This is a genomic window from Blautia sp. NSJ-140 (genome assembly GCF_022868965.1).
GTDB lineage: Bacteria > Bacillota > Clostridia > Lachnospirales > Lachnospiraceae > Blautia_A.
On sequence record NZ_JALIFS010000007.1, the window covers coordinates 84441 to 100762 of the forward strand.

Annotated in this window: 14 protein-coding genes; 1 reads left to right on the forward strand and 13 read right to left on the reverse strand. The window is 45.9% G+C overall.

The window, feature by feature from the left end:
• Positions 1-38: 38 nt before the first annotated feature.
• From MUB50_RS09840 to trpE, 8 genes are all read right to left on the reverse strand, one after another.
• Complete coding sequence (locus MUB50_RS09840; protein ID WP_244790499.1) at positions 39-2132, reverse strand: glycoside hydrolase family 3 C-terminal domain-containing protein; 2094 nt, start codon at positions 2130-2132, stop codon at positions 39-41.
• Between the two features lie 182 nt (positions 2133-2314).
• A complete protein-coding gene (gene trpA / locus MUB50_RS09845) occupies positions 2315-3085 on the reverse strand; it encodes a tryptophan synthase subunit alpha (RefSeq protein ID WP_118624995.1) in 771 nt (256 codons plus the stop codon).
• Positions 3078-4262 carry a tryptophan synthase subunit beta gene (gene trpB / locus MUB50_RS09850; protein ID WP_118624997.1) on the reverse strand — a complete coding sequence of 395 codons (1185 nt, stop codon included), beginning with the start codon at positions 4260-4262 and terminating at the stop codon, positions 3078-3080. The genes trpA and trpB overlap by 8 nt, the downstream gene beginning before the upstream one ends.
• A 1-nt stretch (position 4263) precedes the next feature.
• Positions 4264-4911, reverse strand: a complete 648-nt coding sequence (locus MUB50_RS09855; protein WP_118624999.1) for a phosphoribosylanthranilate isomerase — start codon at positions 4909-4911, stop codon at positions 4264-4266.
• Between the two features lie 107 nt (positions 4912-5018).
• The gene (gene trpC / locus MUB50_RS09860) at positions 5019-5813 is read right to left on the reverse strand and encodes an indole-3-glycerol phosphate synthase TrpC (RefSeq protein WP_118512839.1); all 795 of its coding nucleotides are present in this window, start codon (positions 5811-5813) and stop codon (positions 5019-5021) included.
• A gap of 117 nt (positions 5814-5930) precedes the next feature.
• Positions 5931-6944 (reverse strand): anthranilate phosphoribosyltransferase, encoded by a 1014-nt coding sequence (gene trpD / locus MUB50_RS09865; protein WP_118512840.1) that lies wholly within the window; start codon positions 6942-6944, stop codon positions 5931-5933.
• A gap of 57 nt (positions 6945-7001) precedes the next feature.
• On the reverse strand, positions 7002-7580 hold the full coding sequence (locus tag MUB50_RS09870; protein WP_118512841.1) for an anthranilate synthase component II: 579 nt from the start codon (positions 7578-7580) through the stop codon (positions 7002-7004).
• A complete protein-coding gene (gene trpE / locus MUB50_RS09875; protein ID WP_118512842.1) occupies positions 7577-9064 on the reverse strand; it encodes an anthranilate synthase component I in 1488 nt (495 codons plus the stop codon). Before trpE ends, MUB50_RS09870 begins: the two co-directional genes overlap by 4 nt.
• A gap of 516 nt (positions 9065-9580) precedes the next feature.
• Between trpE and MUB50_RS09880 the strand changes: the two genes are divergently transcribed.
• Positions 9581-10258 (forward strand): GTP pyrophosphokinase, encoded by a 678-nt coding sequence (locus MUB50_RS09880; protein ID WP_118512843.1) that lies wholly within the window; start codon positions 9581-9583, stop codon positions 10256-10258.
• A gap of 16 nt (positions 10259-10274) precedes the next feature.
• Here MUB50_RS09880 and MUB50_RS09885 read toward each other — a convergent pair whose 3' ends face one another.
• From MUB50_RS09885 to MUB50_RS09905, 5 genes are all read right to left on the reverse strand, one after another.
• A complete protein-coding gene (locus tag MUB50_RS09885; protein ID WP_118512844.1) occupies positions 10275-11258 on the reverse strand; it encodes an AraC family transcriptional regulator in 984 nt (327 codons plus the stop codon).
• A 212-nt stretch (positions 11259-11470) separates the two neighbouring features.
• Positions 11471-12535, reverse strand: a complete 1065-nt coding sequence (locus tag MUB50_RS09890; RefSeq protein ID WP_118512845.1) for a substrate-binding domain-containing protein — start codon at positions 12533-12535, stop codon at positions 11471-11473.
• 99 nt (positions 12536-12634) lie between these two features.
• Positions 12635-13642 carry an ABC transporter permease gene (locus MUB50_RS09895; RefSeq protein ID WP_118512846.1) on the reverse strand — a complete coding sequence of 336 codons (1008 nt, stop codon included), beginning with the start codon at positions 13640-13642 and terminating at the stop codon, positions 12635-12637.
• 3 nt (positions 13643-13645) lie between these two features.
• Positions 13646-14638: an ABC transporter permease gene (locus MUB50_RS09900; protein ID WP_059086065.1), complete on the reverse strand. Its 993-nt coding sequence runs from the start codon at positions 14636-14638 to the stop codon at positions 13646-13648.
• Positions 14638-16143, reverse strand: a complete 1506-nt coding sequence (locus tag MUB50_RS09905; protein ID WP_118512974.1) for a sugar ABC transporter ATP-binding protein — start codon at positions 16141-16143, stop codon at positions 14638-14640. Before MUB50_RS09905 ends, MUB50_RS09900 begins: the two co-directional genes overlap by 1 nt.
• Positions 16144-16322 lie beyond the last annotated feature (179 nt).

Genomic DNA, 16322 nt, shown 5'->3' on the forward strand with positions numbered 1-16322 from the left:
CCTGATGCATCGCCCTCCTGTTACTTTAGATTTTTTTATTATTTTTCCCAGATGATCTTTACCGGCATGATTCCGGTCAGTTCTTTGCTTTTTTCATCCGGCTGGCTGCAGCCTGCATAAATTTCAAATTTCTTTCCTTCTTCCATCCGTTTCCCCATTTCATCTACTACGGTGAATGCTTTTTCCCATATTGGGATTTCTATTTTTCGGCATTCTCCCGCCTTCAGGAATATCCGCTGAAAACCGGCCAGCATCGGATTGGGAATGGCGTTTTTGCTGTCGATATTTTTTACATAGATCTGAACAACATCCTCTGTATCATATGCGCCGTTATTCCGCACTTCTACCTCCACGTTTACCTTCTGTCCACATGTTTTGACCTCTGCTTTATCTACTGTCACATTACTGTACGTCAGACCAAATCCAAAAGGAAACTGTGCTTTTCGTTCCATATAGCGATATGTTCTGCCTTTCATGGAATAATCGGTAAAATCCGGAAGTTCTTCCAGGCTTTCATAAAATGTCACCGGAAGTTTTCCTGATGGCGAGATTTCTCCAAACATTACCTTTGCCGCTGCCTTCCCACCCTGGCATCCAGGATACCACAGCATCATGACTGCATCAAATTTTTCTGCCGCATATTTCAGATCAAGGTCACTTCCTGCCAGCAGACAGAATACTACCGGTTTTCCGGTGTCTGCGATTGCTTCCATCAGTTCCCGCTGTACTCCGGGAAGTTCAATATCTTCTTTATCTCCCGATACATAGCTGTTTCCGGTATCTCCCTCTTCTCCTTCCAGTGTCTCATCCAGTCCCATGCATAAGATCACTACATCACTGTTTTCCGCAACCACCTTTGCTTCCGCAATACGATCTCTGGTAAACGCAAGGTGCTCCGTCCGGTCTCGGAACAGATCACAGCCTCTGGAAGTGAGGATCCTTACATCGTCTCCCACATAATCCTGGATACCTTCCTGTATGGTAATATACCTGGAAGCTGTCCCGTGATAATTACCGATCAGCGCCTGTCTGCTGTCTGCATTTGGTCCAATAATTCCTATTGTTTTCAGTTTTTCTTTATCAAGCGGAAGAATCCCGTTATTTTTCAGCAAAACAAAACTTTTTTCCGCTGCTTTCTCCGCTGCAGCCAGATTCCTGGGAGATTCCACCTCCAGGTAGGAGATATTGTCATATTCGCTTCCATCAAACAAGCCCAGCAGATACCTTGTAGTAAAAAGCCGCACTGCTGCCTGGGTTATGGTTTCCTCTGTGACAAGCCCTTTTTCGTATGCTTTCATAATGTGAAGATAGGTATTTCCACAATTCAGGTCACAACCATTATTAATAGCCAGTGCTGCAGATTCAACGGCTGTATCCGTTACCATATGGTGTTCGTGAAAATCACGGATCGCCCAGCAGTCTGATACAAAATGCCCCTGAAATTTCCATTCGCCTCTGAGTTTTTTCTGTAATGCGGGACTTCCGCAGCAGGGTTCCCCGTTTGTCCGGTTATAAGCTCCCATAACCGCTTCTACTTTCGCTTCTTTTACCAGACCTTCAAATGCCGGCAGATACGTTTCTTCCATATCTTTTGCGGATGCTTCCGCATCAAATTCATGACGGAGTGCCTCCGGCCCGGAATGTACTGCAAAATGTTTGGCACAGGCTGCTGCCTTCATTGTATCCCCATTTCCCTGAAGTGCTTTTACAAAGGAAACTCCAAGTTCTTTTGTAAGATACGGATCTTCCCCATAAGTTTCATGGCCTCTACCCCATCGTGGATCACGAAAAATATTGACATTAGGAGACCAGAACGTCAATCCCTTATAAATATCTCTGTCACCGTTTACGGAATATGCATTATACTTTGCTCTGCCCTCTGTTGCCACGATACCGGCCATCTCTGCCACACTTTTCCTATCAAAAGTTGCCGCCATTCCGATCGCCTGTGGAAAAACCGTTGCCTGCCCTGCTCTGGCAACACCGTGAAGTCCCTCATTCCACCAGTTATATGCCGGAATTCCCAGTCTTTTTATTACAGGTGCATCATACCTTAACTGACTGGCTTTTTCCTCCAGCGTCATTCTGGCAACCAGCACTTCTGCTTTTTCCTTTGCTTCCTCCCGATTCATCCCCAATTTCCTCCTCACCTTTTTTTATATCATCTATCACCTGGTCTCTAACTGTCAAGTAGATATTTTCTGTAATTTCTCCGAAATCTGCTCAGCACGAAAAAAATCTGCTTTACCCTTTTTTTGGATAAAGCAGATTTTTATTACACTTTGTGATCTGTGTTACGATTTCAGCCGGAAATTTATCTGATCGCATCCTTCATCTCTTTCACATAAGCCTTCACCTTCGGCACGCAGTCTTTGCCGTAGGCACCACAAAGCTTCACAATGGCAGATCCTACAATGGCACCGTCCGACTGGTCCGCCATCTTTTTCGCCTGCTCCGGTGTGGAGATTCCGAATCCTACTGCACATGGAATATCTTTCTGGGCTTTTACCAGCTTCACCATAGCTCCGATATCTGTGGTAATGCTGGTACGCATTCCTGTTACCCCAAGGGAAGATACGCAGTAAACAAAACCTTCCGCCTCTTTTGCGATCATGGCGATCCGCTCATGGGAGGTCGGTGCAATCAGGGAGATCAAATCAAGGCCGTACTGTTTGCACACAACATCAAACTCTTCTTTTTCCTCTAACGGAACATCCGGAAGGATCAGTCCATCCATTCCAACTTCTGCTGCTTTCCTGATAAAACGCTCTGTTCCGTAAGAAAATACTACGTTTGCGTAGGTCATAAATACCATTGGAATTTTTGTGTTTTTACGGATTTTTTCTACCATTGCAAAAACTTTATCTGTAGTCACGCCGCCTGCAAGTGCTCGAACATTGGCTTCCTGGATCACAGGTCCCTCTGCAGTAGGATCTGAGAACGGGATTCCAAGCTCGATCAGATCTGCTCCTGCTTCTTCCATTGCATAAACCAGTTGCTCTGTTACCTCCAGAGACGGATCTCCGCAGGTCAAAAAAGGAATAAATGCTTTTCCGTTTGCAAATGCTTCTGTAATTCTACTCATGAATATCCTCCCCTCTGTAGCGGGCGATTGCCGCACAGTCCTTATCTCCACGTCCTGAAACAGTAACTACCATGATCTTGTCCTTTCCAAGTGTCGGTGCGATCTTTTTCGCATAAGCCACTGCATGAGCACTTTCGATTGCAGGAATAATTCCTTCTGTTCTGGAAAGATATTCAAAAGCATCTACTGCTTCGTCATCTGTAACAGGCACGTACTCTGCTCTTCCGATATCATAAAGGTGTGCATGCTCCGGACCTACACCCGGATAATCAAGACCTGCGGAGATGGAGTATACAGGTGCGATCTGTCCGTACTCATCCTGGCAGAAGTAGGATTTCATACCATGGAAGATTCCGAGACGACCGGTTGCGATGGTTGCCGCAGTTTCCGCAGTATTTACGCCACGTCCTGCTGCCTCACAGCCGATGAGACGAACGTCTTTGTCCTCAATGAAATTGTAGAAGGTTCCGATAGCATTGGAGCCGCCGCCCACACAGGCCAGGACAACATCCGGAAGCCTGCCCTCTTTTTCCAGCATCTGTTCTTTGATCTCCCTGGAGATCACTGCCTGAAAATCACGTACGATAGTTGGGAACGGGTGCGGTCCCATAACAGATCCCAGTACATAATGGGTATCTGCAATACGGTTTGTCCACTCACGCATGGTCTCCGAAACAGCATCCTTTAAGGTTGCGGTCCCGCTTGTGACTGCATGGACTTTTGCTCCGAGGAGACGCATCTTGTAAACATTCAGGGCCTGACGTTCCGTGTCTTCTTTTCCCATGAAAACTTCACATTCCATCCCCATCAAAGCTGCTGCGGTTGCAGTTGCAACACCATGCTGTCCGGCTCCTGTCTCAGCGATCACACGTGTCTTGCCCATTTTTTTCGCCAGGAGCACCTGACCGAGTACGTTGTTGATCTTGTGAGCTCCTGTGTGGTTCAGATCCTCCCGTTTCAGATAGATCTTAGCTCCGCCAAGGTCCTCGGTCATATGTGCCGCATAGTAAAGACGGGATGGTCTTCCTGCATATTCATTCAGAAGCTCTGTGAGCTCACGGTTGAATTCCGGGTCGTTTTTGTAATGGTTGTATGCTTCCTCAAGCTCCAGAACGGCGTTCATCAGTGTTTCCGGGATGTACTGTCCGCCATGGATGCCGAATCTTCCTTTTGACATGTTATATTTCCTCCTTTATGCTCCTTACTGCGTATACTGCTTCTAATATTTTATCCGAGTCTTTGTGACCGCCGGTTTCTACACTGCTGCTTAAATCTACTGCCCAGGGGTGAAGCAGATGTATGGCTGATTCCAGATTTTCACAGCCCAGACCTCCTGCCAGAAACCAGGGACGTTTGATCGCCGGCACCAGGCTCCAGTCGAAAATTTCTCCTGTTCCTCCTGCGCCCTGATCCAGAAGAATATAGTCTGCTTCCGAACGGATCGCTTTCTTTATATCTGCTTCTGTTTTTATGGAAAAAGCCTTTATCAGAAGCTGGTCTGTCATGATCCTAAGCTGTCTGATATAATTCTCGTCTTCCTGTCCGTGAAGCTGTGCCAGGGCAATGGTTCCTTCGTTTAAAAGCTGTGCGGGAAGCTCCACCGGTGCATTGACAAATACGCCTACCGGCAAAATGCTCTCATCCAGTTTTTCCCGGAGAGCCCTCAATTGCTCCACGGTGACGTTTCTCCTGCTTTTTGAGAATTCTACAATGAATCCTGCAAAGTCCGGTTTTGCTTCGTTAACTGCCTGGATATCTTCCAGGCGGGTCAGGCCGCAGATCTTGATTCTGGTTCTGCTCCCACGTTTCAACTGTTGTTCTCTCATATTCAGCCAATCCTGCCCTTTCTGTCTGACCCTGCACCTTCCTGTTTCGTTACTATTTGCTACTGGTCAGCTCTGTTACTTATTTGCTCTATTCTTTAGTTTGGCCTTTATACAAGCGCTCCACCATTCAGATTTTCCAATACAGCTTTCTTATCCGGGCTTCGCATCAGGGTTTCACCGATCAGGACTGCACCTACCCGGTTTCTTTCCAGGATAGCGATATCACCTGCGTTTTTGATTCCGCTCTCAGACACAAATACCACATTGTCCGGTGCCAGGTTTCGAAGACGGATACTGTTATTCATATCAACCTTAAAGGTTTTCAGATCACGGTTATTTACACCGACGATCTTTGCACCTGTCTTTAATGCTCTTGCCACTTCATTCTCGTCATGAGCTTCCACCAGTGCATCCATTCCCAGAGCTTCTGCCAACTCCCTGTATTCCAGGAGTTCCCGGTCATTTAAGGCAGCACAGATCAGAAGTACAGCCGATGCGCCGAATGCTTTTGCCTGATAGATCATGTACTTATCCACCGTGAAGTCCTTCCGGAGGACCGGAATATCCACTGTTTCTGTGATCTCACGGAGATAAGTGTCACTTCCCATGAAATAAAATGGCTCTGTGAGGCAGGAGATCGCGGATGCACCTGCTGCCTCGTATTCTTTCGCAATTTCCAGATACGGAAATTCCGATGCGATCAGCCCCTTGGAGGGGGAAGCCTTTTTTACTTCACAGATGTAGGACATACCCGGCTTTTTCAATGCTTCCAGAAAGGACGGCTGCTGTGGCGCTTTTTCTGCCAGGATTTTCAGCTGATCCAGGGGAAACTGAAGCTTTTCCTTCCGGATACGTTCTCTTGTTTTTTCTGCGATTTCTTCCAGAATGTTTTTTTCGCTCATTCTTTGTTTGTCTCCTTGATATTTCATTTCAACTCTCATTCAGCAATTTTAAGAAATCTGGCAACTTCATATGTCAGTTAATGAGCTGTGCCTGTTCTTCTCCTGCCACCATTATCCTTAAATCTCATTGCTTAATTTAACAAATTCCTCAAGCTTGGCAGCAGCTGCACCACTGTCGATCAGATCTTCTGCCTTTCTTACGCCGGCTTCCAGGCTCTCTGCCTTTCCTGCGATATAAAGTGCTGCACCTGCGTTCATGCAGACCGCCTGACGCTTCGGGCCTTTTTCGGTTCCGTTTACAATGGCTTTTGTGATCTCTGCGTTCTCTGCCGGTGTGCCGCCTGCCAGATCTTCTTTGCTACAGCGTGTATAGCCGAACTGCTCCGGTGTGATCTCATAGGATTGGAACCATCCGTCCTTGATCTCGCACACAGAAGTCGGTGCGCTCATGGAAATCTCATCCAGCTTATCCTGTCCGAAAACTACCATTCCGCGGTTCACGCCAAGCTTCATCATAACCTGTGCCAGCGGCTCTACCAGAGACTGGTCAAAGACTCCCATCAGCTCCATGTTTGCGCCTGCAGGGTTGCTTAATGGTCCGAGGATATTAAATACCGTGCGGATTCCCAGCTCTTTACGGATCGGTGCCACATATTTCATGGCAATATGATAATTCTGTGCGAACAGGAAACAGATGTTGATCTTTTTCAGAATCTCTGCACTTTTTTCCGGCGGGATGGTGATCTTTACGCCAAGTGCTTCCAGAACATCTGCTGCACCACTCTTGGAAGATGCTGCACGGTTTCCATGTTTTGCTACCGGAACGCCCCCTGCTGCGATCACAAGAGAAGATGTCGTGGAAATGTTAAAGGAGTTTGCTCCGTCACCACCGGTTCCTACGATTTCCAGAACATTCATATCGTGGAGAAGCTTGATGCAATGTGCACGCATTCCGGCTGCAGATGCAGTGATCTCATCAATAGTCTCTCCTTTCAGGGAAAGTGCAGTAAGGTAGGATGCCATCTGTACCGGTGTTGCCGCTCCGTCCATGATCTCATTCATTACGGCTTCTGCTTCGTTGTATGTAAGGTCTTCTTTTTTTGAAAGCTTGATGATTGCTTCTTTGATCATTGTTGTTTCCTCCTGTTCTGTAACGATTCTATCTTTTATGGGTTGCTGTTCTCCGTCTTATCTGTTTCTGACAACCTTCATAAAGTTCTCGATCATTGTTTTTCCATCTGGCGTCATAACGGATTCCGGATGGAACTGTAATCCGAATACCGGATATTCTTTATGCTCCAGTGCCATCACCTCTCCGTCCTCAGACTCAGCGGTAACAACCAGTTCCTCCGGTAAGGTATCCCGGATAGCTGCCAGTGAGTGATATCTGGCTGCCGGAAAAGTTTCCGGAAGTCCTTCAAACATCCGGCTCTTTCCAACTTTACGTATCTCTTTCTGCTTTCCATGCATCATCTCTTTTGCGTAGGATACTGTCCCTCCGAAGGCTTCACAGATGGACTGATGTCCAAGACAGATTCCCAGGATCGGCAGCTTATCCTTGAAATATTTTATGGATTCAATACAGATTCCCGCATCCTCCGGTCTTCCCGGACCAGGAGAAAGGATCAATGCCTCCGGCTTCATGGCCTCCAGTTCTTTTATTGTCACTTCATCATTTCTTACCACTTTGATATCCGGCTCCACAGAACCGATCAGCTGGTAAACATTGTAGGAAAAGCTATCATAATTATCGATCAGTACTATCATTCCAGTCCCTCCTGTGCAGTTTCGATTGCCTGTACAACGGCTCTTGCCTTATTGCAGCACTCCTGAAATTCACTTTCCGGAATACTGTCTGCTACGATCCCTGCTCCTGACCGGATGCAGATCTCACCGTTTTTCTTATAAACCAGGCGGATGGCAATACAGGTATCCAGGTTTCCGGCAAAATCCAGATATCCGATAGCACCGCCGTAAATGCCTCGCTTGCTCTGTTCCAGTTCCTGAATGATCTGGCAGGCACGGAATTTCGGTGCTCCGGAAAGTGTTCCTGCCGGAAGAATGGCATCTACTCCATCTACAGCGTCTTTATCGTCCCGGATCTGGCCGGTAACTGTGGAACCGATATGCATCACATGGGAAAAACGCTCGATGCACATATATTTTTCTACGTTCACGGTACCGATCTTACTGATCTTTCCGATATCATTTCGACCAAGATCCACAAGCATGTTATGCTCGGAACGTTCTTTTTCATCTGCCAGAAGTCCTTTTTCCAGCACTTCGTCTTCTTCTCTTGTCTTGCCTCTTGGCCTGGTTCCTGCCAACGGAAAGGTACTCAATTCTGTGCCGGTAAGCTTTGCCAGTGTTTCCGGTGATGCTCCGGCGATCTCAATATCATCACTGGAAAAATAAAACATATATGGTGAAGGATTGGTAGCCCTAAGAACACGATAAGTATCAAACAGGCTTCCCTCGGCTTTTGCTCTCATAGGATTGGAAAGGACTACCTGGAAAATATCTCCTTCATGAATGTAATGTTTCGCTTTCTCAACCATCTCACAGTATTTTTCTTTCGGGAACTGCGGCTCAATGGAAGATTTCAGTTTCAAAGACGGAAATTCCTTCTGTTTTCCGTTTCGGATCAGATCTGCCATCTCTTTTAATTTTACTTCCGCCTTCTGGTAGGAATTTTCCGGATCATCCGTCATCACGCCGGTGATCAGAAGCACCTTCTGTCTGTAATGGTCAAAGGCGATCACCTGGTCAAAAAGCATCAGATCCATATCCCGGAAATCCTGTACTGTCTCGTCGGTAAGCTCCAGCTTCGGCTCGCTATACTTAATGTAATCGTAGGAAAAATATCCTACCAGGCCTCCGGTAAAGGTCGGCATATTTTCCAGCACCGGGCTTTTGTATTCTTTCAGGATCTCCCGAATGGCATCTCCCGGATGCTTCACCTGCTGTACGGTTTTTTCTTCAGTTCCGTCCTCATGGATCATACGGATCTGAAGCTTTCCGTCTGTACAGGTGATCTCCATGGATGGCTCATATCCCAGGAAGGAATAGCGTCCCCATACCTCTGTCTGACTGGCACTTTCCAGAAGATAACAATGTCTGCTGGCTGTGCGTAAGGTCCTCATGAATTCTACGGGTGTATAGCGGTCGGAATACAGCTCTCTGCATACAGGGATTCGCCGGTATTCGCCTGACTGTGCGATTTCTTTGATTTTTTCTAATGTTGGATACATATACAGGCCCTCCTGAGTTTTTCATTCCTTACCGGAGGACGGGACATTTGCAATCCGTATTCGCTGCTTGCTCATAAAATTAAAAAAAAGCCCGTCTCCGACAGAATCTGGTTCTGTCAGGGACGAGCTTTAAATTCAAAATCACCCGCGGTGCCACCCTGATTCACGGTCTGACCCGTGCACTTGGCGGAATACCTTCATATTCCCGGCAACTGACGTATGCCCTCACGTCACAGAATACTTGATACCCGAAAGTATCTTTCCCTGTGCCCTCTGCGGTCCATTTGATAAACTGCCTCTCGACCCGGCTCTCACCCTCCCGGACTCTCTGTGCGCGCATGGATATCTTTATCTCCGCTTCAACGGTTTAGTGGTTTACTCAATTAAATTTTTTCTATAAAATAGCACAGTGTTTCTGATATGTCAATACAAAAGTTGAAAAAAATATCATTTTGTTCTATAATTGTACAAAAGTAATTGTTATAAATATCACATGGAAAGGACCAGAAAAACACTATGGCAGAAAGAAATACAAACACCTGGCTGGATACCTCCGATCCGCAGGTTTTTATCAAAAATTCCGCAAAATTTAATGATTTAATGATGATGTATCGATGTACGGTCCGTGAGGTACGCACCAAGCTGGAAGTCCTCAACGATGAATTTTCATTGGAATATAAACGTAACCCGATCTCCTTCATCAAGACAAGGATCAAAAAGCCGGAAAGCATTTACAAAAAGCTCAAAAGGCTCGGCTATGAGTTTACTGCGGAGAATATTCAGAATCAACTGAATGACGTGGCAGGCATCCGTGTTGTCTGTGCTTTTATCGATGATATCTACACCATTGCAGACCTGATCACCAGGCAGGATGACATTACCGTCATTCAGGTAAAGGACTATATCAAAAATCCAAAACCAAACGGCTACCGTAGTTATCACATGATTGTGGAAATCCCTGTATTCTTCTCCAAGGGAAAAACTCCCATGCGTGCAGAGATCCAGATCCGTACCAACGGTATGGATTTCTGGGCTACTCTGGAGCATCAGCTGCGTTACAAGCAGAATATCGAAGAAATGGACGGTTATGAGGAAGTCAGCAATGAGCTGCTGAACTGCGCTCGCGCTGTGATCGATATGGATAACGAAATGCAGCGGATCAAAAACAAGATCGGACAATTCCATGATATTTAAAAAACAGGTGAGGCTGTTACAGCCTCACCTGTTCTTTCTCACTGTTTTTCACCCGGAACGCCCGCGGTGTCATGTGATAATGTTCCTTGAATACCCGATGAAAATAACTGTTATTTTCATAGCCTACAGCTGCAATGATGTCACTGACAGGCAGATCTGTTTCACACATCAGCTCTACAGCCTTGTTCAGACGTTTTCTCTGAAGAAGTTCCTTGAAATTAAACCCTGTGCTTTTCTTGATCATCTTACTGAGGACATGCATGGGAAGATGCAGACGACCACAAAGCTCCGTCAGCGTGGCAGTCCGGTATTTCTGTTCAATATAATCCAGTGTTGTCATGGAAATCATATTTTCGTACTGATTGGGCAGCCGCATCTCCACATACTGCACCGATTCTACCAGATACATAAAGATCAGGCCCATTGTGGTCTGATTGATCCGCTCTCTGTTCTCCTCACCGTTTACAAGAGAATAAATGATATTTTCCAGAAGATTCTGGATCTGCAGCACTTCCGCAACCTTAAAATGAAGATATTCCCCACGCTCTTCATCCTGACGCAGGACATTCACCAGAAAATCTGCCAGCATATTGTCATTTCCCGCCATGGAATAGGCCACATCAAAAAACTCCGGCAGCACCATAAAATTGATCGCAATATCATTCTGCCCCGCTTTCAGAATCTCATGCTTCGTAAACTGATTAAGAAAAAGCAGCTCACCTTTGTTAACTATGACTTTTTTTCCATCAATGATATTAGTCAGAGATCCCTCACACACATACAGCACTTCCACAAAATTATGCCTGTGAGACGGAAAATACACAAAACGGGTGTGTGTACGCACAGCGATCAGCCTGCCTTCTTTCAGCATCTTACGGCTGTCCACGGTAAAGTCCCGACCGGATGTGTAGAGATCTCTATCCACCTCTGCTTCTCCATCCAGGATTTTTCTCTCTTCCTCTGTGATCTTTCTCAGCTGATCCAGTAATGCCTGCTGCATGTATTTTGCTCCTTTATCTGTTCATGGTTTTCTGTTCTGCTGTCCTCATTTTAACACTGCAGCCATAAGAGTACAACCAGAATCAGAAGGCGGAGATTTTTTCAGAAACCTTCTATACACGAAATCCAAACATACAAAACAGGCGGAGTCCGAAAACTCCGCCTGTCCTGAAAGGATTTATCATATGATTATACAGTCAATCTGAGGATTGATTAGTACAGCTTAGCCATCTCCTCGATGTTGCTTGTATCGAATTTCAGAGGTGCACCAAGAACAACCTCTGTACCGCCGTCATCAGCGTCTGTTACTGTGTAGTCACCAAGGTCACCAGCTGTGAACTTGTCATCTTTAGCACCTGTGATGTCGCCGTTGATCAGAGAGATTGTTGTGTAAGCACTGAGTTTTCCAAGGCCCTGCATATCCCACAGATAGAAGTATGGGCAGGAATGAGAATCATCATCACCTGTGTACTCCTGCATCTCAGATGGAAGTCCAAGTCCTGTCAGCTTGCAGGAAGATCCGTTATCCTGAAGATATTTAGCTGCTGCTGCGATACCAACTGTTGTAGGTGCGCAGATAACTTTCAGATCCTTGTAGTTCTGAAGAAGAGCTGCTGTCTGGTCTGTGGATTTCTGTGGCTCATCATCACCATATACAACGTCTACAAGCTCAAGCTTGCTGTATTTTTCATCGCCTTCCATGATAGTCTTCATTGCATCGATCCATGCATTCTGGTTAGCGGACTGAGATGTAGCGGAAAGGATAGCGAACTGTCCCTCACCACCGGAAATATCAAGAACTGCATCCATAAGTGCCTGAGCAACTTCTTTTGTACCAGCCTGGTTTACGAAAATCTCACGGCTGTCTTTGTTCGGTGCGGAGTCGAAGGAAGATACTTTGATTCCCTCATCCATAGCTTCCTCAAGCTTAGCCTGAAGAGCGTTAACATCGTTAGCGGAAATACAGATTGCATCAAAGTCCTGGGAAATCAGGTTGTCAAGAACCTTGATCTGTGCATCAGCTGTGGCTGTCTCAGGATAAACGACCTGAACCTCGCCGCCTTCAGCCTCTACTGTCTCCTGGAAAGCTTTCGCTGCGATCTCGAAGAATGCATTACCAGCTGCTTTACCAACCAGAGCGATTTTTTTGCCTTCTGCGGAATTTCCAGCTGCTTCTGTCTTAGTATCTTCGGATTTGTCGTCTGCTGCAAGAACCGGGCAAACTGTACCAAGAACCATTGCTCCACAAAGGATTGCGCTAATTACCTTTTTTTTCATTGTTGTTCCTCCCTATAAGAATATAATTTTTTTATATGCTGCTGCCTCCGCTACACCAATGGAGGCAGCTAACAATCATATGGTTTTCAAAAGTGATATTTAGTTTTTCTTCATTGCGACTGCTTTTTTCACATCACCGATGATATTCGGAAGAGCTACTGCTGCTACCAGAAGTACACCGATGATAAGAAGGATTACCTGTGCATTTACGTTCTTCTGTCCAAGACCAACTCGTAAGCATACGATGATGAATGCGGAAATGATACCACCGGCCAGGTTTCCTTTACCACCTGTGGAGGAGATACCTCCGAATACTGCCATTGCGATGGCATCCATCTCAAATCCGTTACCGGTCGTTGTGTTTGCACCGTAGGAAGAGGATACCAGGAACACTGCACAAAGTCCAGACATAAGCCCCATAATTGTATAGATGATGAAACGGATCTTCTCTACGTGGACACCTGCGTAATAAGCTGCCACACGGTTTGTTCCGATCGCATATGTACGGCGTCCGAATGTGCTCTTTCCAAGGAAGATTGCAAAGATCACACCAAAGATCAGTACCAAGAAAAGAATATATGGAACATTTCCAACCTTTCCACCGATGGCACGGAAGCCGTCTGTGTTTGTGATCGCAATACTTCCGCCGGCTCCAAGTGTTACCTCAGCGATACCACGGAAGATGATCTGTGTTGCCAGTGTTACGATCATTGGAGGCAGTTCCTTGAAACGGGTAAGGATAAATCCGTTAACCGCACCACAGAGGGCACCAACAACCAGTGCTGTAAGTACTACTACAATGAACGGAGCGTTTGTGTTGCAGACCATACAGCTTAAGGTAGCGGAGAGACACACGATCGCACCTACGGAAATATCGATCTCGCCTAATACCAGGATGTACGCCATCGGGAACATCATGAATACCTCTGCAAGGTAAACCGGCATCTGACGAAGAACACTCTTCATATTATAAAACTCAGAAAATGATGCGCAGAAAATATTTACCAGGATAAAGAGAATGACCAGGATGCCTTCCCAACTGAATATGATGTGTTTCATCGGATTTTCCGGCACATTGTTAATACTTCTTCCAGATTTTCCAGCCATGATTTACATCTCCCTTCCCTTTAATGCGTTTTTATCTGCGATTCTCTGCAGAACAACGTTGATCACAACTACTACCAGGATGATAACACCCTTGATCATGTTCTGCCACAGTGAACTGATACCTACAAGCGGAAGAGCTTTTGCGATCGTTGCAAGGATAATGGAACCGAGGAATGCACCTACTACGGTTCCACGTCCACCGCTCATGCTTACACCACCGATAACGCAGGCTGCGATAACATCCATCTCACCGCCGTACTGCATATCAGGCATTGCAGAAGCATAAACAGATACCTGAAGTGCTCCGCCAAGACCTGCGAGGAATCCCATGATCACATATACAAGAAGGTTGATATTCTTTGCATTGATACCGGAAACCTGTGCTGCGCTTGCATTACTTCCTACTGCGTAGATCCTTCGTCCTGTTCTTGTCCATTTCATAAAGAAGAAGAATACCACGTAGCATACGATGATCACCCAGATAACCTTGTTGATCCCAAGGAAGCTGGTTGTTGCAAAATTCTTAAACTCACCAAGAGCTGCGGCACTTGCCCACTCACCACCGTGAGAAACAAGATAACCCATTGCTCTGTAGATGTACATAAAGCCCATGGTTGCAATGATAGGCGGAACGTTTGCTCTTGAAATTACAAGACCTACAACCAGTCCGCAGGCAATACCGATCGCCATTGCAATGATGAAAGCAAGTAATGTACTTGTGATATGTCCATATTTCAGGAGCATACCGATGGACATACCGGAAAGTGCCAGAGTTGACATGATGGAAATATCGATTCCGCCTACCAGCATGACACACAGCATACCAAGTGACATTACCATTGTTACTGCATTATTTTTCAGCATCTCCATGAGTGACTTCGGCGTAAGGAATGACGGGCTGATCACTGTGACAACGGCAAACAGCACGACCACGATAATTGCCAGCAGAGCCTCTCGGGAGCCTGTAATCTTCTTGATGACAGATTTCTTTTCCATTATTTAGTCCCCTTTCCAGTGCTCTTTTCCATGGACAGCTCAAGGATTCCCTCCTGTGTTGCCTCTCCTCTGTTCAGTTCTCCTGTCTTGCGGCCATTACACATAACGATGATACGGTCTGCCATACCCAGGATCTCCGGCATCTCGGAAGAAATCAGGATGATTGCATATCCTTTCTTTGCAAGGTCTCCCATGATCGCATAGATCTCAGCTTTGGCACCAACATCGACACCCTTTGTCGGCTCATCCATGATAACGACCTTCATTTCCTGAGCAAGTGCCTTGGCAACAACAACCTTCTGCTGGTTACCACCGGACAGTGAACTTGCAGGCTGGAAAATATCAACAGCCTTGGTATCTACTTCTTCAAGAAGCTTCTTGGAAAGCTCTCTTTCTGCTTTCTCGTCATTGAATCCGGATTTTGCATATTTACTGATGATCGGAAGTGTTACGTTTCTTCCAAGTCCCCAGCTCATGACAAGGCCCTGCTTCTGTCTGTCCTCAGGAAGAAGGATAATACCTTTTTCCATTGCTTCGGAAGGAGTCTTGATATAAACCTCTTTTCCCTCAAGGAAAACCTTTCCTTCGTCCGGACGGGTGATTCCACAGACAGCTTCCATAACCTCTGTACGTCCTGCACCAACCAGACCTGTAAGACCTACGATCTCGCCTGCATGTACATTGAAAGAAACATCCTTGAAAAATCCTGTTCTGGAAAGATGTTCGATACGGAGCATCTCATCTCCCAACTCAACTTCCGGTTTCGGGAACAGATCATTGATCTCACGGCCAACCATTGCCTTGATCAGATCTGCGTTTGTGATTCCATCTACATCATAGGTTCCGATGTACTGGGAATCACGGAATACGGTAACTCTGGAAGCCAGACGGTACATATCTTCGAAACGATGAGAGATAAAGATAATGGAAACACCATTCTCTTTCAGCTTGTCAACCAGTGTGTAAAGCTTCTCGGACTCGTTTCTGGTAAGTGCTGCTGTAGGCTCATCCAGAATGATGATCTTTGCATTTGTGGAAAGTGCTTTAGCGATCTCAACCATCTGCTGCTGTGCAACAGAAAGAGTTCCCATCTCAGCGGTTGCATCAAAATCTGCATCCAGCTCACCTAAGTACTTGTTCGCCTCCTGATTCATCTCTTTCCACTGGATCATATGATGTTTGATGATCTCATGACCCATAAAAATATTTTCTGCAACTGTAAGGTGCGGATATGATGTCGGATGCTGATATACGGCTGCAATACCTGCCTCCTGAGCATCCTTCGGACCCTTGAAGTCAACCTTCTGTCCGTTCAGGAACATCTCACCTTCTTCTGCTTTATGTACTCCGGTAATAACCTTGATAAACGTAGATTTACCAGCACCATTCTCACCCATCAGTGCGTGAACCTCACCAGGCTTGAGCTGGAACTGTACATTATTCAGAGCTTTGACACCGGGGAATATCTTCGTAATACCTTTTAATTCAAGAACATATTCTGACACGGCTCTTTCTCCTCCCTTTCCTTTGATCTGATTATATTCTATCATCCGGTCCACAGGCTGATAATGGGAATATTTTTGGATAAGGGTAAAATATTCTTCTTTTCCCTGTAAAATATTACTCATAAACCATTGTCCCATTCTCGTATTTCTATATACTTTATGCTATAATGATAACGCTG